The sequence below is a fragment of the Rathayibacter sp. AY1F9 genome (assembly GCF_002932155.1).
Taxonomy (GTDB): Bacteria; Actinomycetota; Actinomycetes; order Actinomycetales; family Microbacteriaceae; genus Rathayibacter.
Genome location: NZ_PSVA01000005.1, coordinates 60,962 through 81,081, shown reverse-complemented (window position 1 = coordinate 81,081; position 20,120 = coordinate 60,962). Strand labels below are relative to the sequence as shown.

Sequence of the window (20,120 nt, the reverse complement as noted above, 5' to 3'; positions counted from 1 at the left end):
CGAAAGGCGCATCTTCACCCGCAGCGCTCGACCGCGATCTTGCTCCCCCGGGTCACGACGCCGGACTTGCCGCTATTGCGCCCCTCCAGCGGCGCGCGCGTCGAACTGCAGCCGAGCGCAACGATTTGCCGAACGTGCGCCAGGGACCGAGCAAACGTGCCGCCGCTCCGCCTCAGAAACAATGCTGGCGCCCCCAAAGCGAGACATCTCACCACGAGACCCCTTCCCTGACGGGGATGCGCCCGGGATCCAACGAACGCCTGGGCTTCGCCTACGAGGCAACCGCGTGTCCCAGGAAGCTAATGGTTCCCCAGGCACGTGATGATGAGAAGCGGCAGCGATCGTAGTGCAGCAGCGTGATCTGCGAACGGCGCACTTAGCGAGAGGCGAAGAGACAGGACGAAGGCTCTGTGATGCGGTCCGGAGATTGGAGCGAGTTGGCCGCGCGAGAGGAGCAGCTGGCTCAACGCTTCAACGAGCTGCGTGGGTTCGCGAGCGTTTAGCTAGCGCACAGCCGTTCGAGTGTCCGTGGGGGCGGTAAGCTGGGTGAGCGCCAGAGAGGTCGCACCGAGAGGATGAAATGGCCAAATCAGTATTCTACAGCTTCCATTACGACAACGATGCATGGCGGGTTCAGCAGATCATGAATATGGGAGCGGTCGAAGGACAGCCGCTGTTGAACTCCCAGGAGTGGGAAGCGGTGAAGAAGAAGGGAAAGGCTGCGATCGAGGAGTGGATCGACGAGCAGATGGCCTACAAGAAAGCGGTCATCGTGCTGATCGGCTCGGAGACCGCCGACCGCGAGTGGGTTGACTACGAGATCCGCAAGGCATGGACAGCGAAGAAGCCGCTCATCGGCGTCCGCATTAATGGCCTTGCCGACTCCTCCGGCACCGCGGACTCCGCTGGCGCCGACCCGTTCGAGAAGATTCCACTGGCAGGTGGCGGCAAGATCTCCGACCACGTGAAAATAATGACTCCGAACGGCTCCACCAGCAAGGACGTCCACGCCGACATCAAGGCGAACCTGTCGAGCTGGGTCGACCAGGCCTACGCCCGGTCATGACCGCGTTCGGCGGGGAGGAACAGTGCCCGTTTTGCGAGATTGTCGACCGGGACGACCCGGACGCCCGCGAGGTGTATCGGGACGAACATACGATCGCCTTCTTCCCTACCGAGCCGGCCGTGCTGGGCCACACCATGGTCATCCCGCGCTCGCACGTGCCCGACATCTGGCATCTCACTGAGGATCAGGCCCGACGGCTTAGCGTGACCACCCTGCACGTAGCAACAGCGATTCGCGAGAGTCTCGATCCCGACGGATTGAACGTGATCCAGTCCAACGGACAAGCCGCCAGCCAAAGCGTAATGCACGTGCACGTACATCTAGTGCCTCGCACCGATGGGGACCGCATTGGACGAATCTGGCCGCCCGAGAGTAATTACAGCGAGGCACAGAAGGACGACGCCTGGGAGAGGTTGCGGGAAGCGTGCCAAGCTATCGGCAGTGCAACCACATGAGTACAGCCGCTCCCACCAGCACGATGATGCCGTAGTAGTCGCGGACGGACCAGGACCACACCACTTTGCCCCATCCGATGGATTCGCACTCGACGCGGGTCAGGGTGCCGCAGTACCGAGTCGCGTTCATCTCGTACTCGTCGACGTCGCCGCACCGGGCGGCGTCGAAGAGCAGTCGGTACTTGCGTTCCTCACGTAGATAACGGGCGTCGACCGCAGCGAAGAGCGCCACCGCAAATATCCCCAGCAGCGCTACCACCGCCGAGTCATGCGTTTCCGCATACCCGTACGTGGCCGTCGCGATTGTCAGCGCCCACCCCTTGGCAACTGCTGAGGTGGAAGACATACGCCCGATCGCCGCTTGGATAAAGTCCAGATGCTGGCGGCGAGCTTCAGGAGACGGCTGCACCTGGTCTGTCATCGGATCCTCCACATTGTCGTGGCACCACCATACCGCCACTTGTCGCGGAGCCCACTTTATCCTCCAACGGGTAATGGAAGCGTCGCTGCGTAGCCCGACGGCTCTTGGCCGTCACGGTCAGTACTGCTCTCACCGCCGTGACCCCGGCGAACAAGACGCCGACTAGGGCAAGTTGGCACTAGGGTGGCGACCATGGAAGCGGCAAATCTTATTGTGCAAATCGGCGTTCTGGCTGGCACTCTTGGCGCGGCCGCGGCGACCTGGTGGCAAGCGATCGTCGCTGGCAGGGCGAACCGTGCAGCAGGGGCGGCGCAAGAAAAAGCCGAAGAAGCCGCGAATCGAGCTGTGTCAGCTGCGGAACGATCAGCCGCTGCTGAAGAGCGCGCCGCTACCGCCGCGGAGGAACAGGCGGCGATCGAACGCGCGCGCGAGGCCCGTCGGGAGCCATTCGAAGCACGGAAAAGCCGTGACGATGTCTGGCACCTCTGGAACCGCCTCGATGAGATTGTAATCATAAGCGACCTTGATGGAAGCAAGGACGGTCAACAGTACGTGCAGGCCTACGAAACTGTTCCCACCTATCTGAAGCCGGGCCGGGCCCTGATGTTCACGTTCGGCGGCGGCCTGAATGATCCTGCATCGGTGGGACTCACTGTGACGTACCGGCTCGCAAGCGCACTCGAACACGACGTTCAAGAGTGGGACACCACCCTCCTCTAGCCGAGAGGGCTGCTGATAGAAAGCGTCTCCGTCCCAAGTTCCAGCGAGGTACCGAGTGCGAGACCGGTGCAACCCCGGTGAACAAGTGCAGACTCCTCACAGTCTCCACGCGCAAGCCGTCAGTCCGAGCACGAGGTGCATCATGTCGTCGAACGACACGGGAAGCGTTTCCGAGCGATCATCCCCTTGTCCGCGCGCGTTTGCGGTGGCGCTCAGTACTTTTGTGAATACCTTATCACGACCCCGAAAAGGTATTCGCGATTTGCGCGAGCAGAGCCAACCCTGCGAACGCGATCAAACCGACCATTAGAATCCGCCCGTCGGTCCACAGGGTCGACGGTTCCCACTTTCCGCGAGCCGTTCTTTTAGCTCGGCGCCATTCAAGTCGAGGCCCGCCATCTAGGAACCCTGCTCCATTGGGGGCGGCGATCCAGGCACGCGCGCATTCGTCGCACTGCCAGACCGTTCCCTCCGCGAGGAGTGCGACGTTCTTTTGGCGTTCCTCGTGCCCCCGATAGATGGCCGGCTGACTGCACGAGTGCACTGGTGGTCGCGCCTCCGGTAGCTGAGGTCGCTCTAGGTAACCCATGATGGCCAGTGTGGCCGCGATTCGGATGCAACACAACTCAGCTCAACACTGACCCGCCCGCCAGGCCACCCCACGACCCAGCACGTCTCGGGCCCGAGTCTCCCTCCGCGTCCCACTTAGACGCCGCTGTCGGAAGCTCGGGAACTCTTCGAAGGCGCCACCTACAACCAACACGTATGCGATATGAAACACCTTTTTATGACCGTATCTAGCCCGCAGCCGCGGCCCGTTCTGCTTCACTTCGGGTCTTCTCATAGAGCCCCATCGCGACAAGCACGTTGACAATGGACGCGAAGTCGCTCTTCTGCAGCAGCGCTTTCATAGCATTGCTGTGGCCAGCGGCGGAGGCGTAGATAACGTCTTCGAGTTCCGCGGCGATGGTGGGTGAGGTTTCGAAGTCGATGGGGGTGTTGGCCATCGCTTCGGCTTGGATCTTGGGGTTGTCGACGACATGGCGGAGGATGGTTTCGGTGGCGCTGACGCCGTTGATCTCGTCCACGTCGGTGCCGGCGAACAGGCCGTTGATCTTGTCGATCACGTCCTGCAGCAACCCGTATTTCGCCTCCCGCGGTTGAGCCGACCCGGCCGCCGTGACGCCAGGTAGTTGCCCGGTCTGCCCCGAGGTCAGGCCGAGGTTCTGAGCTTCGAGTTTCCGGAGGCGGTAGTGGGTGAGGACGATGTCGTCGGTGTTGATCGCTGAAGGCTCTGCGTCTTGCCGCTCGATGACGCGGCGGTAGACGCGGAGGAAGATCGCCCATTTCTCGATGTCGGTGTCGCCGTAGTCCATGATTTGTGACAGGAAGTCGTAGGCCCGCACGAAGGCGAAGACCGTCCCGCGGAACTCCTCGAGGCGGCCCTTCTCGAGGTCGTCGAAGGTATCGACGGCGTCGTTCCAGCGGGTCCAGAACACGTCGCGGGAAGCCTTGATGTGCGAGTACAAAGTGTTGTGGCTGGACTTGGTGAGCCACGCGTCGACGACGGCGTCGACGTCGTGGGGGTCGATGATGCTCATGCTGCGTAGCTTGCCGAGCATGTCGTGAATGATGTTCGGATCTGACGGCTGGGTCAGCTCGGCGTCTTCGTAGTATGTCTGGAACGCTTCGAGGATCTGGTCCGGGTCGTTGACGAAGTCGATGACGTACGTGTTCTCCTTCCCCGGGATCACCCGGTTCAGCCGCGACAGCGTCTGCACCGCCGTGATGCCGGAGAGCTTCTTGTCGACGTACATGCCCACTAGGAGCGGCTGATCGAAGCCGGTCTGGAACTTATTCGCGACGATCATCACCTGGAACTCATCCACCCCGAACGCGGCCTCCAACGACCGCCCCTTCAGGCCCTCGTTCATCGACGTCTCTGTGAAGTCCTTCGGCCCCGACTCCGCATCCAGCACCGACCCGGAGAACGCGACGAGCGCCCCCAGCTGACCGTCGAGCTTGTGGTCCTTCAGGTAGGCGTCGATGGCGAGCTTGTAACGCACGGCCTCCTTCCGAGACCCGGTGACCACCATCGCTTTTGCGCGGCCGCCGAGCTCGCTGCGGACGTTCGCGCGGAAGTGCTCGACGATCACGGCGACCTTCTGCGCGATGTTCGTGGGGTGCAACCGCACCCACCGCATCACCTCGCTGCTGGCCTTCACCGTGTCGATCTCCACATCCACCCCAGTAGCCCGGTCGGTGTGGGCGAGGGTGAACGCGAGGTCGTAGGGGAGGTAGTTCTTCAGCACGTCGAGGATGAAGCCCTCCTCGATCGCCTGCTTCATCGAATACAGATCGAACGCGCGCTTGGTGCCCGTCTCGTCCTCACGGCCGAACAACTCAACCGTCTTCCCCTTCGGCGTCGCCGTAAACGCCAGGAACGAAATCGTCCCCACCCCGACCTTCCGCGCCATCACATCAGCGAGCACGTCCTCCACATCCACAGACCCCGCCCCCGCCTCATCGGCATCGGCCACGCCGGCGGTGAGGACCTGCTTCAGAGAGGCGGCAGCCTCGCCGCTCTGCGAGGAGTGCGCCTCGTCAGCGATAACCGCGTAACGGCGACCGGCAAGACCCGCGTGCTTCTCGATCGTGGTCAACGCATGCGGGAACGTCTGCAACGTCACCCCGATGATCTGCTTCCCCGCCAGCAACGCCTCAGCGAGCTGTGCGGACTTCGACGCATCCCCACCGCGCGTGATTGGCTGGAACACACCAGACGTGGTCTCCAACTGCTCGACGGCACGCTGCAGCTGCCCGTCGAGGACCTGCCGATCCGAGACCACGATGACCCCGTCGAACACCTTCTGGCCATCCGCGTCATGCAGCTGCGCCATACGATGCGCAGTCCACGCGATCGAGTCCGTCTTCCCGGAGCCGGCGGAGTGCTGGATCAGGTAGTTGTGACCAGGGCCCTCCTCCAGCACGGACCGTTCGAGTTTCGTGACGGCCCGCCACTGGTGATACCGCGGGAACCGCAGCGACTTCGCGTACGTCTTCTTCCCATCGATCGGGTCGCTCTTCTCCTCAAACCGGTAGTGCAGGAACCGCCCGAGAAGATCCAGCCACGTGCCCCGCTCCAGGATCTCCTCCCAGAAGTACGCCGTCGGGCTCGTTCCCGGGACGGCCGCGTTGCCCGCCCCGTTCGCCTTGCCGCGATTGAACGGGAGGAAGCGCGTGTTCGGCCCGTCGAGCTTGGTTGTCATGTGCACCTCCTCGTTCGTGACGACGAAATGCACCAGGGCGCCACGGCCGAAGGTCAGCAGCGGCTCCCCCTCCGGCTTCCGGTCCTGCGCATACTGCTTCAATCCCGCGGCGAGGCTCTGCGTGAGTTCGGTTTTCAGCTCGATCGTCGACACCGGGATACCGTTCACGAATAGAACCAAATCGATGCGATTTGCGTTCCTGCCCGAGTAGACGACCTGACGCATCACCCGTAGCCGATTCGACGCGAAACGCTCGACCGTCTTTGGGTTCAGCGAGCTCGCGGGACGCGCCTGGAACAGTGAGAACTTCGCGTTCAACACCCCGACCGACGTCTTCAGCACATTGAGCGTGCCGCCACCGTTCATCGAATCAGTCGTCTGCGCAACGACGATGCGGTCGAGAACCTGCTTACGCCCAAGCTCCCGAGATATCTCGCTCGTGCCAGGCTTTACTAGCTTGCCGAGCTGCTCCGACTGCGTCGCCTCTAACCACGCGAACACGTCAGCGGGGAACAGCGCACGCTCCCGGTCATACCCCTCGTCATCGGGGGAGTACTCCCACCCGTGCGCGGCGAGATGCTGGCACAGTTCAATCTCGAACGCGTCCTCGTGCTGGATCGCCATCAGTAACCCCCGGTCAGCGTTGACGGCCGTCAGGCCGCGCCGCGCACATCGATCTTGCCCGCCACCGCCGCCGAGATGAGCGCGGCCCGCCGCTCCTTCGACAGCGCGATCGCCTCGCGGGCATCGGCGATAGCGGCATCCAGCTCGGCAGTTTCCCGGTCTAGGTAATTGGCGATCGCAACTTGCTCCGAGTACGGCGGGAGAGCTGCTGCCTCATTGAAATAGTTGACGTGATCCAAATTCTGAATGCCTGTCGACTGCTTGATAGATCGCACAGTCAGGCGGCTACGGTAGTTTGACCCATGCACGTAATTCCAGAACCGCGGATCCATTCCTTCCTTCAACTTAATTCTCGCGACAAAGTTTGAAGTCACAGCAGGTTCATCGCTATCGAATAGAACCACGAATCCCACGGGAGAATTCTCGCCGCCACCGCTTTTTTCTAGCAGCAGATCGCCTCGCATCAATAGCCGACCGACGCGTTCCGAAGGACGAACTTCCCGGAAAGTTATGTTCCGATCGTGCACGGACTGCGACGCGCGGTCGAAGTCGGCGACGCGGACACATCTCAGATCATAAGCACCCCCGGGATCGGCCCCCCAGGTACCATTCTTCACAGATGCAATCGAAGCTGCAATGCGGGTTATTTCCCAATTCGTCGGGATGACGCCGATACGAGGCACTCCGCTATCCTTCATGGGTACGGACGGATTCAGGCCCCTCGTAATAGTGTGAGCAATTGTTGCGGCGCGGCGCTCGGCGAGCAACGCGATGAGCTCCTCCTGATCCGCGATGAACGCATCGATCTCCGCCGTCTCCCGGTCCAAGAACCGTACGATCGATTCTTGTTCACCGATGGGAATTATCGGAATTTTAGCTGCAGCAAGATCCGTCTGATTCATACTGGGCACTGCCGTACTTGTTTTGAAGTACGAGTAGGGAATTTGCGTCGCCCAGTAATATACGAAGCGCGGATTCAGGTGCTTCCGCGAAATCTCGGTAAAATACATTGTGTCAACCGTCCAAAACCGGCCACTCACATGAAGTGGGCGGTCGACGGTTCCCTTTCGCCCGAATAGCACGGACTCGCCCTCAAAAAGGAAAGTAGAGGCACGGCGAAATTCTCCCCCTGAGCCATAGACGGGGTAGCCTTCGCGAGCAACTTCAACGTGTGAATAGTCAGCGCCATTACGGAAACGTACATATCTTCCTACCGCGCATACTTCCCAAGCTGCCGGGATTGCTCCAATCCATTCGTCGCCACTTGCCTTGTATTCAAGGTATGGTCTCAACTCGCTCACGCCTTCACCGCCTCGAGGCGCGCGCGGATGCGGCCGAGTACCGCTTCGAGGTCGGCGTCGATTTCTTCGAGTGAGCGCGGGGGCACGTGCTGGTAAAAGTGCCGCGTGAAGGGGATTTCGCAGCCCTCTTTCGTCTTCGACTCGTCGATCCACGCGTGCGGGGCGAAGGGCGTCACCTCACGCTCAAAGTACTCGTGAAGGTTCTCGGTCCACGGGACATTCTCGGTGTCGCGAAGAGTGGCATCAGCCTCAGGGCGACCCTTCGCGTCGTTCACGATGGGGGCGTTCTCGTCCCGCTCCGACAGGGCGCCCAGAAAGGCCTTGTACTGAGCCGGAGTCATCGCGACGCCGTAGTCGTCGAGCCGGCGCTTGAGTCGCTTGCGGAACTCGGCGAGTTCCGTGGTCGGCGGGACCTCTGCCTCCTTCACCGAGGCGACGAAGTTCTTCCACTCCACCTGCGCCAGGGCCTTCGTCTCCCGTGCGACGGCCAGCCGTTCCGGTGTGAGTGCCCAGTTCAGGCGCAGCGGCCGCTCGACGGTGATGGTGCGGTAGAAGAAGTCCTCGGTCGCGAAGGTCTTCGAACGCGCCCCTTCCGCTTCACCGCTGTAGAGCTTCAAGAGCGTGTTGATGTCATCGGGGCCCAGCTCATTGCGCTTGGAACCGAGGCCCTTGCGCATCTTGCGGAACAGCTTCGTCCCGTCGATCAGCTGCACCTTCCCGACCCGGTCGGCGCTCTTCTTCGTTGCGAGTACCCAGATATACGTCGCGATTCCGGTGTTGTAGAACATGTCGGTCGGCAGCGCGATGATCGCTTCGAGCAGGTCGCGCTCGAGCACCCATTTGCGGATGTTCGACTCCCCCGACCCCGCGCCACCCGTGAAGAGCGGGCTGCCGTTGAGCACGATTGCGGCGCGCCCGCCGCCCTGCTCCGCGGTCCGCATCTTCGAGATCAGGTGCATCAGGAACAGCATTGAACCGTCGGATACCCGCGGGAGCCCGGCTCCGAACCGCCCGGCGTAGCCGCGGAGAGTGTGCTCCTCGGTGACAGCCTTCTGCTGCTTCTTCCAGTCGACGCCGAACGGCGGGTTGGAGAGCCCGTAGCTGAAGGTCGCGCCAGCGTGGCCGTCGTTGATGAGGGTGTCGCCGAAGTAGATCGCGTCGACCGACTGCCCCTTAACCGTCATGTCTGCCTTGCAGATCGCGTATGACTGCGGATTAATTTCCTGGCCGGCGAGCGTGAGCACTGCCGAAGGGTTCGCGCTGCGGATATGGTCCTCCGCGACGGAGAGCATCCCGCCGGTGCCGGCGGTCGGGTCGTAGACCGAACGCACGACGTTCGGCTTCGCGAGCGTGTCTGATTCCGGGGCGAGCAGCACGTCGACCATCAGCTCGATCACGTCGCGGGGGGTGAAGTGCTCACCCGCTGTCTCGTTGGACGCTTCCGCGAACTTGCGGATGAGCTCCTCGAAGATGTGCCCCATCTCCTCGTTCGGCACCTGCGCCGGCGAGAGATCGACCGCCGCGAAACGCTGCGTGACGTGGAACAGGAGGTCGTGCTCGTCGAGCTCGGCGACGCGGTCCGCGATCTTGTACTTGTCGAAGATGTCTTTCACGTTCTCCGAGAACCCAGAAACGTAGTCGAGCAGGTTCGCCGCGAGGTTCTCCGAATCGCCGAGGGCGGTCTTGAGGTCGAACTTCGATTCGTTCCAGAAGGAGTACGAGTGGCCTGCCTTGTTGCGCAGCAGGGACGCGCGCACGGGGATTCCGTCGCCGGCGGCCTGCTCAACCGCCGCGAACACCGCTTGCTTCGTGGGTTCGAGTACCGCGTCGAGACGGCGGAGCACCGTGAACGGCAGGATGATGTCGCCATACTGGTGGGCCTTGAAGCTCCCGCGAAGCAGGTCAGCGATCGACCAGATGAACGTAGCGTGATTATTACTCAAGTCTAACTTCCCTCGTACGCGTGTAAGCAGGATCCTATCTACGGGGGCCGACACCGGCGGTGGTGCTCGGACGTCCTCGAGTCTTGCGCTTTAGGGGTACGAGATGTCCTACTCCTCGGCCCGTTCGGTGGTGGTGCTGGTCAGGGTGATTCCGTGGCGCATGGCGGTGAGCATTGTGCTCGCCACGCTGTCGGCTGCCGCTGACGCTTGTTGCGCTAGTGCTTTGGCGTGTTGTGCTTGGGCAATTGCGGCGTGCACTGCGCGTTGCTCGTCGAAGGTGAGGAGGGGTACTTCGAGGTCGCGCACTGGGATGCGGGAGATGACCGTTCCGGTGTCGAAGCGGAGGTTCCAGTCGCCGCTGAGGGCGTCTGCTAGATAGTGCGGGTCGAGCTTGGTTCGATCGCGAACGCGCAGGCGGGAGACGCTACCAACGGGGATGTGGCCGCCGTCCTCATCGACCACGGCCTGAATGTCGTGCATCGCCGTGATGAGGACGTCGCCTGGTTCCGTGAGGAAACGTGGATCATCGGTTGGGGGGAGCTCGCTGGTGTCGGAGATCTTGCGCTTGCGGACAGCGGCCGCGTCGACCTGTCGTCCCGCGAACTGCAGCATGTCGACCGTTCGCGCCGGGCGCGCGGCAACAAGTTCGACTGCGCCCGCTTCAATGAGTTTCGCGACGGTCATGATGAGAGGTCTGCTTAACACTGCGGGTGCAGAAATGCGCGTCGCGGCATCGGGAAGGGCCGTCGTCGCGCGGGTCAATTCGGTGCGCGCTCGCTTATAGGTGCTCATGACCTCAGTGGCGTCGACGCCTTCGACGGTTACCCACTTTGCAGGGTTGAGGTCGGCGTCGGCGGCCGTCAGTTCGCTGACGGCAACGCGTCGGTGAGGGACGGATGCGAGGCTGTCCTCGTGAGTCAACCAGTCGGCCACGAGTGTCTCCGGCTCATCCACGTTCGTCGCATCGATGAGTAGTACGTCTGCAGCCGGCATCGTTTCTGGGTCGCCGAGCACCCAGAGCGCGAGCGGGATCGAGGTGTGGGGCAGCATTTTCCCGGGGAGCCCGACCACCGCGCGAACGTGACCGCCGTGGAGGAGGTTCTTTCGAATGTCGGTTTCCGGGCCTCGGCGGGAAAGAGCACCTCGTGCACCCACGACGTATCCGACGCCGCCTGGAGCGAGGTGCGCCACGACGTGTTGCAGCCAGAAGGAGTCGCCACTGGATCGCGGTGGGAAGCCGAACCGCAGTCGCGGGTCGAGCATCGAGGCATCCGAATTGATACGGACGCCGAAAGGAGGCTCGGCGATGATCACGTTCGCCCGCAAGCTCGGGTCGGCGTCCTTGAGCAGGACGTCTAAGTTGTTGACCTTCAGGTTCACGCCGTGCAGTTTCGCGCGTAATGCTGCGAGGCGTGCCGCCATCGCGTTGATCTCGTCACCGACGACTTGGTCAGGGCGTGCTCCCATCTCGAGCGCCTGCAGCAGCGCCACACCGATGCCGCACGCCGGGTCATAGAGAACACCGCCCTCAAGGTCCGCCGCGAGAGACGCGAGCAGAGTGCTGGTGCGCGAGCCAACGAATCCGGCGTTGCCAGCTGACTTGCCTTGCGCCCTCGAAGTCCGTTCGAGCACGCCGTCGATCGCATCGGCGAGCTTGTCGCGGGGGATTCCGGCGATCACGGCGCGGACTTCGTCGAGCGTCGATTTCTTCATGTCAGGCCAGTCGTGCGAGGGGGCTCCCTCAATTACGTCGACGGCGGTCTGCACGAAGACCTCACCCATCGTCTCCATCGACGTATTGCCGCGGAGAAGGTTCGCGGCTCCCCAGAGCCCTCTTTCCCACGCTTTGCTCTCGGCCCCGACACCGGTCGCGGCCTTGTTTTTCTCGGGGTGTGCTGCCAGCCACGTCATGACGTCGGAACTGGTGAACAGGGGTTTGTTTGCCGTGCCGCCCGAGGGCTGGGGGAAGTCTGGCATGCGCTTTCGCCAGTTGCTGACGGCCGCGCGCGAGACGTTAGCGAGGTCGGCGATGTCGCTGGGCGCGAGGAGCCCCTCGTTGGTCGGGGTGATCATGCGGCCTCCTGGAAGGCGTCGTGGTCATAAATGAGATCGAGCATGTGAGCGGCGGCCATCCGAAGGGCTCGCGAGCAGGCATCCGGACGGGATACGACGGTGACGTCGACGTTGCCCGCTCCGAGGCGTGAAACTGCGTCGGTGAAGATGCCGTCACCGGAGACGAGGACAACCTGTTCGAACCGTTCTTCGACGCGCTCGGTTTCGAGGACCTCGAGAAGCTCGAGGTCGGCACCGTCACGACCGGGACGAAAAACGAGCCGACGCGGACCCTGCCATTCGAATCCGACGATGTCGACACTGAAACGTCCACACCCAAGCACCACCAGGTCATCGGGACGCTGACCGATCGTTTCCCTGATGGCCTCCTGCGCGACCTGTAGCTGGCTAGACCTTGACACTCCACCTCCCACGATGTTCTCGATGTCGATCAGGACGAGTCGACGCTTCTGCGCCGCTTCCGGTGTGTACATCCTAGTGCCTCTTCTGCGTGTGAATCCGATCCCCGAATGGGCTTGCTCCTACCGTAGCCGGGTTGCTCTCGGGCCGCAAGCTAAATCCGATTCACACGTTGCAAGTCGTCTGCGTGATTCACATTTTCGTGCTCGAGGATGCGCTCATCACTCATAGGGCGCGTACCTCGGAATTGCATCGAGCGTCCGGACCCTTGAACGGCGGTGCCGGCGGATGCTCTGATGGAGGCACTAAAGAGCCGGGCGGTGTTGGTTGGTCGGCGGGATAAACCAGCTTTCAGCGGCTCGCGCCACAACCCCGATAACCCGAGGCGACCAGGGCCTGCCACCCCCGCCTCGATACCGTCTCCCCCATGCCCGACCCCACTCCCGACACCCCCGAGGTCGCCGCCGAGCACCTCCGCGCCGAGCTGCAGCTGAGGCGCTTCGGGCGGCTCCGCCTCACCATCGACATGGCGCTCGGCAGCGGGTTCCTCGCGCCCTACGACCTCGTCGTCGTCCGCCTCGACACCGGCGCCGAGATCATCCGCGTGAAGGCCGATCTCACCGATCCCCATTACCTCCTCGGGCAGGTCGAGCTCGACCTCGAGACGAAGACGGTCGCCGAGTTCCTCGAGGAGTGGCGCCCCGCCTGACCGGGCCGGCACAGCCGCCATCACGGCGACGGGGACAGCACGGCGCCGAAGCGACCGGAGCAGGACGGCGGAGATCCGTACGCCCTCGCCTCACAGCCCCGCGGGAACCCTGTCCCGCTCCTCGTCGACCACCACCGGCACCCATGCGCCGCGCGCCGGCCGCCCCGCCCACCACACGTACACCCCGGCGGCGACCACGGCGCCTCCGGCCGCGACCGCCCACCAGGGGAACCCGGCGACATCGGGCGACTCCCCCGCCGCGTCCACGTCCGACTGCGGCGTCGGGATCACCCGTTCGCCGGTGACGAGGATGCGGTGGGTGTTGATCCCGAGCGGGGTGCAGGTGACAAGGGTCAGGAGGTCCTGGCCGGGCTGCACGAGGAGGCTCTGCGTGTCCTCCGGCTCGACGACCAGCGTCTCGCGCACGCGGTAGGTGACCACCTCGCCGTAGACCTCGATGGTGAAGGTGTCGCCGACGTCGACACGGTCGAGGTGGGTGAAGAGCTCGGCCGAGGCGAGGCCGCGGTGGCCGGTGAGCACCGAGTGGGTGGAGGGACCGCCGACCGGCAGGGCGGTGCCCTCGAGGTGGCCGACGCCGCGCTCGAGGACGGCGTCGCTCGTGCCGTGGAAGATCGGCAGATCCACGTCGATGGCGGGGATCCGGATGCGGGCCATCAGCCCCTCGGCGTCGCCGCGCAGGAGGGAGGAGTAGCGCTCGCGGTCGGCGACCTGCTCGTCGTCGGCGAGGGGGAGGCGCTCGTTCGCGGCGACGGCCGCGCCGCCTCCGCTGAGGCTCTGGTTGTAGGCGCGGGCCTCGACGAGGTTCTGCCGGAGGGTCTCGGCGCCGAGGTCGGTGATGTCCTGCGTGAGGGAGTCGATCTCGCGCGCCTGCTCGACGGCGCTGAGCCAGCTCGCGGCGACGGGGTACAGCAGAAGCGCCACTCCCGACAGGCTGATGAGCGCGATGACCAGCGGGGCGATCGGCAGCCGCCACCGCGGCCGACGGTGGATCCGCCTCCGTGGAGGAAAAGGGCTGGAGAGAGAGGAATGCGGGGCACCCGACGGGTGCCCCGCATTCGACTTCGTCATGGTCTGACGTTACTCGGCGGTCTGAGCAGCCAGCGCGGTGCGGCGGCGCGAGGCGATCAGGCCCGAACCGATCGCGAGGGCGAGGAGCGCGCCTCCACCGAGGGTGAACCACTGCGCGCCGCCACCGGTGAGGGGCAGGGCGAACGCCGGCACCTGGGTGTGGAGGAACTCGACGTAGTTCTGGATCGGCGCGGTGGCCGAGCTCGGTCCGGCGACGACCTGCGTCAGCACCTGGGCCGGGGTGGGCAGACGGAATCCGGCGGGCGGGGTCAGCTCGCGGACGTAGTAGTTGCCCGGCGTGATGATCGGGATCTCGACGATGCCGTTCGCTCCGGTCGTCCAGTTCTGGTTGCCGTTGATGAACACCGGGTTCTGGCCGAGGTTGGCGTCGTTCTCGGTGAGGAACACCTGGTAGACCGCACCCGCGAGCGGCACGCGGTTGGCGCCGTTGTTCTGGTAGGCGTACACGGTCAGCTGACCGATCGGGGTGCTGCCGGTGACCGTCTCCGTGGCACCGTTCACGACGCTCGTCGCCGAGTTGGTGATGATGCCGTTGGCCGGGATGGCGGTGGCGCGGGTGAGCACCGTGAGGGTGACGACGCCGCCCTGCAGGCCCTGGAGCTTGGTGAGGCCGGACTGCAAGAAGTTCAGCGTCACGTTCCGGGTCGCGGCGTCGTAGCCGAGCGTGTAGTCGGTGTTCGCGATGAACGCCGGTGCGGGCGCGGTGCCCGCGGCGCTGGTCACCGTGATGCCGGTGGGCGCGACGCCGGCCGGTCCGGTCGGCAGGTAGGTCAGCTCGGCGGGGAGCGTGTCGGTGAGGGTGAACGTGTCGAGCGTGTCACCGGCGGCGAGCACCGGGACGTCCGAGGCGATGGCCCAGCGGATGAGGTCGGGGTTGCGCGCCTCGACCGAGTTCGCCGCCGCGGGGACGCGCGTCTTGGTGAGCTCCGTGACCGCGTTCTTGGGGTAGACGTGGACGTCGTAGATCCACTGGTTCGCCGGCGCACCGGTCGGGCCCGTCGGGAACGGCAGGGTGACGAGGAACGGCGTCGCGCCGTTGGTCGCTCCGGCGGGGAGCTGGGTCTCGGTCACGAGGTAGAGGCCGAGCGGCATGCTCGCGCCGTTGTTGAACACGGCCTCGCCGTCCGTGCCGCTGGTGGCGGTGAAGGTGTCGGCGGCGGTGACGCGGGTCGCCGCGGTGCCCGGGGTCAGGTTCGCGACCTGGTTCCAGCCGTCGGGCGTGGTGAGGTCGACGCCCTGGACGCGCGCGGCGGTGAACACGGCTCCGGGCAGCGCGTCACCGGGGACCGTGATCTCCTGGCCGGTGCCGATCGCCTGGCCGTTGTTGGAGCCCAGCGCGAGCTTGTGCACGGTGAGGGTGCGGCTGATGGTCGGGTCGATGTTGCCGGGCAGCGTGACCGCTGACGCCGGCGCGACGGCGGTCAAGACCGCCGCAGCGCTCAGCGCGAGGACGCCGGCTGCGGCGGCGAGCCGCCTGGTGAGTGAGCGGGACATGTGATCTCTCCTACTGAGGTCGTGAGTGCTGGTGTCGTGGAGTCGAAGGTGTGCGGGAAGGGGTCTGCGGGAGAGCGCCGGGGCTCTCGGTCGGGGCGTCACCGGGAGGGGCCTCGCAGCCTCCGGCGCCGCTCCCAGAGGAGGAGGCCGAGTGCGAGAGTGAGCACCGACCCCCCGCCCAGGAGGAACGCGTCGGTGCTGGCGCCACCGGTCAGCGGCAGGCGTGTGGGGTCCACGGGGGCGTTGACGAAGCGGTAGACCGCCGTCTGACCGGCCGTGGGGGCCGTGATCGTCCGCGAGGCGACCGGGGACCACGTCGTTCCGGTCAGGCGCTCGAGACGCAGTTCCTGGTAGGCGAGGCGGCGGGTCGGATCCGTCGCCGCCTCGGACAGCGTGTAGCCGTGGCCCGGTCGCACCTCGAAGGTGCTCGCCGGGTTGCCCGCGGCGGCGTACTCCGCGCCGGCCCGGGTCTCCGTCGGGAGCGTCGCTCCGGCCAGTGCGGCGGGCGTCGCGGTGACGCGCCAGTCGGCCGCCTGGAAGCCGGTCTGGGGGCGCAGGACCTGCTTGACCAGGGTGATCGTCGCGCTGGCGTTGTCCACGGTGCAGGTGACGGCGGCGCCGTTCGTCGGGGTCACGTCTCCGGCCGCGCTCACGGTGAGGGCGGCGCCGGTGTCGGTGCGGCACTGCCAGGGCCCGGTCTGCACGGAGGTGGCGGGGCCCCCGGTTTCGGCGAGCCGGTAGGCGGCACCCGGGGTGACGGGGATCGCCGACACGCCCGCGGAGCCTGCGCGGCCGGTCGGGCCGGGCAGGGCGCCGGTCGGGCCGGTGGCGCTGAGCGTGAAGTCACTGGGCAGCGCGCTGCCGGAGCTCACCGTCTTCACGAGCGTGAGGGACGCCGTGGGCCGGTTCACGATCGAGCACTCGACGACCGCCGCGGAGGCGATGCCGGTGAGGCTCGCGCTGATGACGGTCCCGGACTGCGAGAACGTGGTCGCCCGGGCGGTGCCGTTGACCGTGCAGGCGCCGCTGACGAACGCGAAGCCCGTCTGCTGCACCTCCGAGACGGTGAGCGTCGCCCGCGACGCCTCCGTGCCGAACAGGACGGTCCAGGCGGCCTGGCCCGCGGCGTCCGTCTGCTGGCGGGGCGACTGCTCCGGCAGCAGGGCGACGGTGCCGGCGGTGGCCGTCGCGGTCGTGCCCACGGTCCAGTCCACGCCGGGGCGGGTGGTGCCGGAGGCGTCCCGGATCGTCTTGGTGATCCGCACGGTGGAGGCGGGGCGCGGGGAGTTGAAGAAGGTGCAGGTGACGTTGACGCCGAGCCGGTTCGGGAGGGTGACCGTCCCGGTCGGGTTCGAGCCCGTGCTCACCCGCACGCCGTCCGCGTAGCACTCGTAGATGCTCGTGTAGGCGGTGATCGGGGAGGCGGAACCCGCGGCCATCGCCTCCGAGACCGTCACCGTGCTGTTGATCGGAGTGGGGAAGGGGCCGATCTGCGCGGTCTGGCGGCCGGTGGTGGCGCCGGTGGTGGTGGCCGTGGCGAAGGGCGACGCCGGAGAGCCGGCGGCCGCCGTGAGCTGGAACTGGTCCGCCGCGGCCAGGCGCCCGACCACGCTCTTCTGCACGGTGATCGTGGCCGGTGAGGAGCAGCCGGAGAGGTCGACGGCGTTGACGCTCACGCGCGGCGTGCCGCTGACGCGGGTCCAGGTGGTGGCGTCGAACTCGTAGGCGCTGCCGGGGATGGCGGGGACACCGTTCGCGGCGGCGACGTCGCCGTTGGCGAGGTAGACGGTTCCGCGCGGCGAGAAGGCGATGCCGTTGATGTTGGCGAAGGCGGCGTCGGTCCCCGTCACGGCCTTCGCGATCGAGGTGTTCACCGGGAGGGTGCCGCCGGTCGCCGCAGCCAGGGCGTCGGCCGGCACGGTGAAGATCGCGGCGCTGCTGGCGTTGTTGACCGAGCCCGCGCCGACGACGTAGAGGTTGCCGCGAGCGTCGAACGCCATGTCGCCGTTGCCGTTGGGGGTTCCGGAGGTGGGGAAGGAGCCGACGAGGGCGAACCGGGTGGCGACGGGGTTGGCCTCGGTGAAGCTCCAGATGTAGAACTGGCCGCTCGCGAAGCTGCCGAACAGGTACCGGCCCGTCCGGAGGTCGACCGCGCCGGCGACGATGCTGCCGGCCACCTGCGCTCCGCCGGCCACTGTCGTGTAAGCGCTGTTCGCGATCCTCTGGAAGCCGGCCTCCGGCGTCCACTTGAGGACGGCGTCGACGTCCGTCGCGTCGGACGAGCGGTCCAGCGCGTACGCGAAGGCGCCGTTCGCGCCGACGCCGAGCGCGTTCGCCTCGGCGGTCCCCGACCAGCTGCCGATCGAGGTCAGGGATCCCGTGACGATGTCGGCCTGCTGCAGGGCGCCGGCCGCCGTGAGGGAGTAGAAGCGGCCGGTGTCGCAGAACAGGCGCGGCGTCTGCACCGTGTTCGTGAAGGTGCAGAGCACCTCCGCTCCCGCCTCGCTGGGGATCGTGATCGACCCGGCGGCGGAGGCTCCGGAGGCGATGACCGTGCCGCCGCGCGAGCACTCGTAGCTGTTGGAGTACCCCAGGCCTGCGCCCGCGGTCTGCGCCTCGGCGATCGTGTACGTCGCTCCGGACTGCACGGTGAGGCGGCTGATCTGCGCGGCCTGGATCCCGGTGGCGGTGCCCGTGGTGGTCGCCGACGCGAGGACCGTCGTGCCGCTGCGCACCGAGAGCGTGAACTGGTCGCCCGTGGCGCTGCGCACCGGCAGGTTCTTCCGGACGGTGAGGGTCGTCGCGGCCTGGATCGTCACCGAGGTGGGGGCGGAGGCGATGAGGCCGGTGGGAGTCGTGGTCCCGGTGCTGTACGTCCCGGCGGCGGCGGCCACCACGTCCACGGAGATCGTGCACGAGGTCGCACCCGCGGCGAGATCGCCGCCGAGCGTCGAGACGGTGGAGGATCCGGCGGCCGCGGTCACGGCGAACGCCGTTCCGGTGACGTCGGTGCAGGACCCGCCGACAGCCGGCGTCGGGGCCACGACGAGGCCGGCCGGGAGAGCGGTCGAGAAGCGCCAGTCCGCCTTCGCGAGGAGGTCGCTGGTGTTGGTGACCGTGTAGGTCAGCGTGGTCGGCACCGTCGCGGTCGGCACGGCCTGCGTGAAGGCCGCATCGAGAGCGGGAGTGACGTCGAGCACGCGGAGGTCGTCGACGGCGAAGGCGCTTCCCGTGCCGGTGACCGTGTTCACGAGCTGCACCTGGGCTGCGGCGATCTGCGCCGGAGTGAGGAGCGCGGTGCTCGTGCCGGTGTAGGCGGCGGCGCGAGCGGAGGCGGGGAGCGCGGGATCGACGAGCGAGCCGAGCCCGCCGACCAGCGGGAGGGTCGGGGACGTGTAGAACACGCTGCCGGTCGCGGCGCAGGGCACGACCGGTGCGGCGAATCCGGTGAGGACGGTCGACCCGCCCGACACCAGGTTGAGGGAGAGGGACGCGTTGTTCGTCCCGCACTGCCCGCCGGCGGCGTTCATGCCGACGGCGTAGTAGCGGGCGGCGGGAGCGGAGACGCCGATCCCTGCGGCGCTCTGGGCGACGGTCGCGCCGCCGGTGATGGCGGCGTACGGGTACTCGACCAGGGCGTGGTTCGCCTGCGTGCCGGTGTTCGAGCCGTTGGCCGGCGCGGTGCTGGAGGTGGACCCCGGCACTCCGGCCGCCACCTGGCCGAGGACGTCCGCCATGCGGCGGGTCTCGCGTGCGGCCGACGATCCCGTGCCGACGGTGAGGAGGGGCCGGGTCGGGCAGAAGGCGGAGTTGGGGTAGGGCGCCGTGTAGTTGACCAGGACGCCGGTGCAGTTCGTGGCGGTCGACCAGCCGGTGGCGGCCGTGTAGCGGCCGTTCGCGTAGGCGGTGAGCGCGCTCGGGGTGGCGGTCAGGCCCTGCTCGAAGGTCTCCGTCCACACCTGTCGCGGGGCCTCGGCGACGCCGGCGGCGAGTGTGGAGAAGCCTCCCGCTGCTCGCGCCGTCGCGGGCGGGCCGCGGTCCGACTCCTGATCGTCGTCCGAGGCCGCCGTGGGAACGGGCGCCGATCCGGCGGGCGCCGACTCGACGGGCTGCTCCGTCTCTGCGGCGCCGCGGGGTGCTGCGGGATCGGGCTCGTCCTGGGCGGGCTCCTCCGCCGTGGCACTCGGCGACTCCGCGGCCTCGGCGGGTGCGGGCGGGGCGGACGTCGACGGGGCGGACGCTGACGGAGTGGGTGCCGACGGAGCGGGTGCCGGATCGGCCTCGGGGGCTGTCGGCGGTGTCGGTGCGACCGGCGTCGGGAGAAGGGCGGGGGCGTCGCCGGCGACCGGATCCGCCTGGTTCGCGGCCTGAGCGGGAGACGAGGCGGAGACGTCGCCGAGCCCCCACGAGCCGACGAGGAGAGCGCCGATCGTCGCGAAGACGACGGCCCGCATTCCGAGGCGCGACGGCGCTCGGTGCCGTGAGTGGCGGCGCCGCCGGGTCGTGAAAGCCATGGTTCTGCTTCTCAGTCGTGTT

Annotated in this window: 13 protein-coding genes; 4 read left to right on the top strand and 9 right to left on the bottom strand. The window is 66.4% G+C overall.

The features are described 5' to 3' along the window. The first annotated feature begins 580 nt into the window (after positions 1 to 580). Together C5C37_RS05275 and C5C37_RS05270 are read left to right on the top strand one after the other, a co-directional pair. Positions 581 to 1,066, top strand: coding sequence for a TIR domain-containing protein (locus C5C37_RS05275; RefSeq protein WP_104338580.1), 486 nt, complete (start codon positions 581 to 583; stop codon positions 1,064 to 1,066). Then, the gene (locus C5C37_RS05270; RefSeq protein WP_104338579.1) at positions 1,063 to 1,521 is read left to right on the top strand and encodes an HIT family protein; all 459 of its coding nucleotides are present in this window, start codon (positions 1,063 to 1,065) and stop codon (positions 1,519 to 1,521) included. The genes C5C37_RS05275 and C5C37_RS05270 overlap by 4 nt, the downstream gene beginning before the upstream one ends. Here C5C37_RS05270 and C5C37_RS05265 read toward each other — a convergent pair. Continuing rightward, positions 1,499 to 1,942, bottom strand: coding sequence for a hypothetical protein (locus C5C37_RS05265; protein ID WP_104338578.1), 444 nt, complete (start codon positions 1,940 to 1,942; stop codon positions 1,499 to 1,501). The genes C5C37_RS05270 and C5C37_RS05265 overlap by 23 nt on opposite strands. 192 nt (positions 1,943 to 2,134) lie before the next feature. Between C5C37_RS05265 and C5C37_RS05260 the strand changes: the two genes are divergently transcribed. Continuing rightward, complete coding sequence (locus C5C37_RS05260; protein WP_104338614.1) at positions 2,135 to 2,662, top strand: hypothetical protein; 528 nt, start codon at positions 2,135 to 2,137, stop codon at positions 2,660 to 2,662. A gap of 797 nt (positions 2,663 to 3,459) precedes the next feature. Here C5C37_RS05260 and C5C37_RS05255 read toward each other — a convergent pair. The 5 genes from C5C37_RS05255 to C5C37_RS05235 form a co-directional block, all read right to left on the bottom strand. Next, positions 3,460 to 6,555, bottom strand: a complete 3,096-nt coding sequence (locus C5C37_RS05255) for a type I restriction endonuclease subunit R (RefSeq protein WP_104338577.1) — start codon at positions 6,553 to 6,555, stop codon at positions 3,460 to 3,462. Between the two features lie 29 nt (positions 6,556 to 6,584). Then, positions 6,585 to 7,856 carry a restriction endonuclease subunit S gene (locus tag C5C37_RS17715; RefSeq protein ID WP_219814464.1) on the bottom strand — a complete coding sequence of 424 codons (1,272 nt, stop codon included), beginning with the start codon at positions 7,854 to 7,856 and terminating at the stop codon, positions 6,585 to 6,587. Further along, positions 7,853 to 9,799, bottom strand: coding sequence for a class I SAM-dependent DNA methyltransferase (locus C5C37_RS05245; protein ID WP_104338576.1), 1,947 nt, complete (start codon positions 9,797 to 9,799; stop codon positions 7,853 to 7,855). The genes C5C37_RS17715 and C5C37_RS05245 overlap by 4 nt, the downstream gene beginning before the upstream one ends. A 108-nt stretch (positions 9,800 to 9,907) precedes the next feature. After that, positions 9,908 to 11,872 (bottom strand): N-6 DNA methylase, encoded by a 1,965-nt coding sequence (locus tag C5C37_RS05240; protein ID WP_104338575.1) that lies wholly within the window; start codon positions 11,870 to 11,872, stop codon positions 9,908 to 9,910. Next, positions 11,869 to 12,345, bottom strand: coding sequence for an NYN domain-containing protein (locus C5C37_RS05235; protein ID WP_104338574.1), 477 nt, complete (start codon positions 12,343 to 12,345; stop codon positions 11,869 to 11,871). The genes C5C37_RS05240 and C5C37_RS05235 overlap by 4 nt, the downstream gene beginning before the upstream one ends. Before the next feature lie 353 nt (positions 12,346 to 12,698). Between C5C37_RS05235 and C5C37_RS05230 the strand changes: the two genes are divergently transcribed. Further along, positions 12,699 to 12,980, top strand: a complete 282-nt coding sequence (locus C5C37_RS05230) for a hypothetical protein (RefSeq protein WP_104319433.1) — start codon at positions 12,699 to 12,701, stop codon at positions 12,978 to 12,980. A 90-nt stretch (positions 12,981 to 13,070) separates the two neighbouring features. Here C5C37_RS05230 and C5C37_RS05225 read toward each other — a convergent pair whose 3' ends face one another. From C5C37_RS05225 to C5C37_RS05215, 3 genes are all read right to left on the bottom strand, one after another. Next, positions 13,071 to 14,069 carry a class C sortase gene (locus tag C5C37_RS05225; RefSeq protein WP_219814463.1) on the bottom strand — a complete coding sequence of 333 codons (999 nt, stop codon included), beginning with the start codon at positions 14,067 to 14,069 and terminating at the stop codon, positions 13,071 to 13,073. Positions 14,070 to 14,078: 9 nt separating this feature from the next. After that, positions 14,079 to 15,584 carry a SpaH/EbpB family LPXTG-anchored major pilin gene (locus tag C5C37_RS05220; protein ID WP_104338573.1) on the bottom strand — a complete coding sequence of 502 codons (1,506 nt, stop codon included), beginning with the start codon at positions 15,582 to 15,584 and terminating at the stop codon, positions 14,079 to 14,081. A gap of 98 nt (positions 15,585 to 15,682) precedes the next feature. After that, positions 15,683 to 20,098: an LPXTG cell wall anchor domain-containing protein gene (locus C5C37_RS05215; RefSeq protein ID WP_146085187.1), complete on the bottom strand. Its 4,416-nt coding sequence runs from the start codon at positions 20,096 to 20,098 to the stop codon at positions 15,683 to 15,685. Positions 20,099 to 20,120 lie beyond the last annotated feature (22 nt).

Bases quoted from the DNA above. Each gene is read 5' to 3' on its own strand.
- C5C37_RS05275 (WP_104338580.1), top strand. From the start codon at position 581: ATGGCCAAATCAGTATTCTACAGCTTCCATTACGACAACGATGCATGG.
- C5C37_RS05270 (WP_104338579.1), top strand. From the start codon at position 1,063: ATGACCGCGTTCGGCGGGGAGGAACAGTGCCCGTTTTGCGAGATTGTC.
- C5C37_RS05265 (WP_104338578.1), bottom strand. From the start codon at position 1,942: ATGACAGACCAGGTGCAGCCGTCTCCTGAAGCTCGCCGCCAGCATCTG.
- C5C37_RS05260 (WP_104338614.1), top strand. From the start codon at position 2,135: ATGGAAGCGGCAAATCTTATTGTGCAAATCGGCGTTCTGGCTGGCACT.
- C5C37_RS05255 (WP_104338577.1), bottom strand. From the start codon at position 6,555: ATGGCGATCCAGCACGAGGACGCGTTCGAGATTGAACTGTGCCAGCAT.
- C5C37_RS05240 (WP_104338575.1), bottom strand. From the start codon at position 11,872: ATGATCACCCCGACCAACGAGGGGCTCCTCGCGCCCAGCGACATCGCC.
- C5C37_RS05235 (WP_104338574.1), bottom strand. From the start codon at position 12,345: ATGTACACACCGGAAGCGGCGCAGAAGCGTCGACTCGTCCTGATCGAC.
- C5C37_RS05230 (WP_104319433.1), top strand. From the start codon at position 12,699: ATGCCCGACCCCACTCCCGACACCCCCGAGGTCGCCGCCGAGCACCTC.
- C5C37_RS05225 (WP_219814463.1), bottom strand. From the start codon at position 14,069: ATGACGAAGTCGAATGCGGGGCACCCGTCGGGTGCCCCGCATTCCTCT.
- C5C37_RS05220 (WP_104338573.1), bottom strand. From the start codon at position 15,584: ATGTCCCGCTCACTCACCAGGCGGCTCGCCGCCGCAGCCGGCGTCCTC.
- C5C37_RS05215 (WP_146085187.1), bottom strand. From the start codon at position 20,098: ATGGCTTTCACGACCCGGCGGCGCCGCCACTCACGGCACCGAGCGCCG.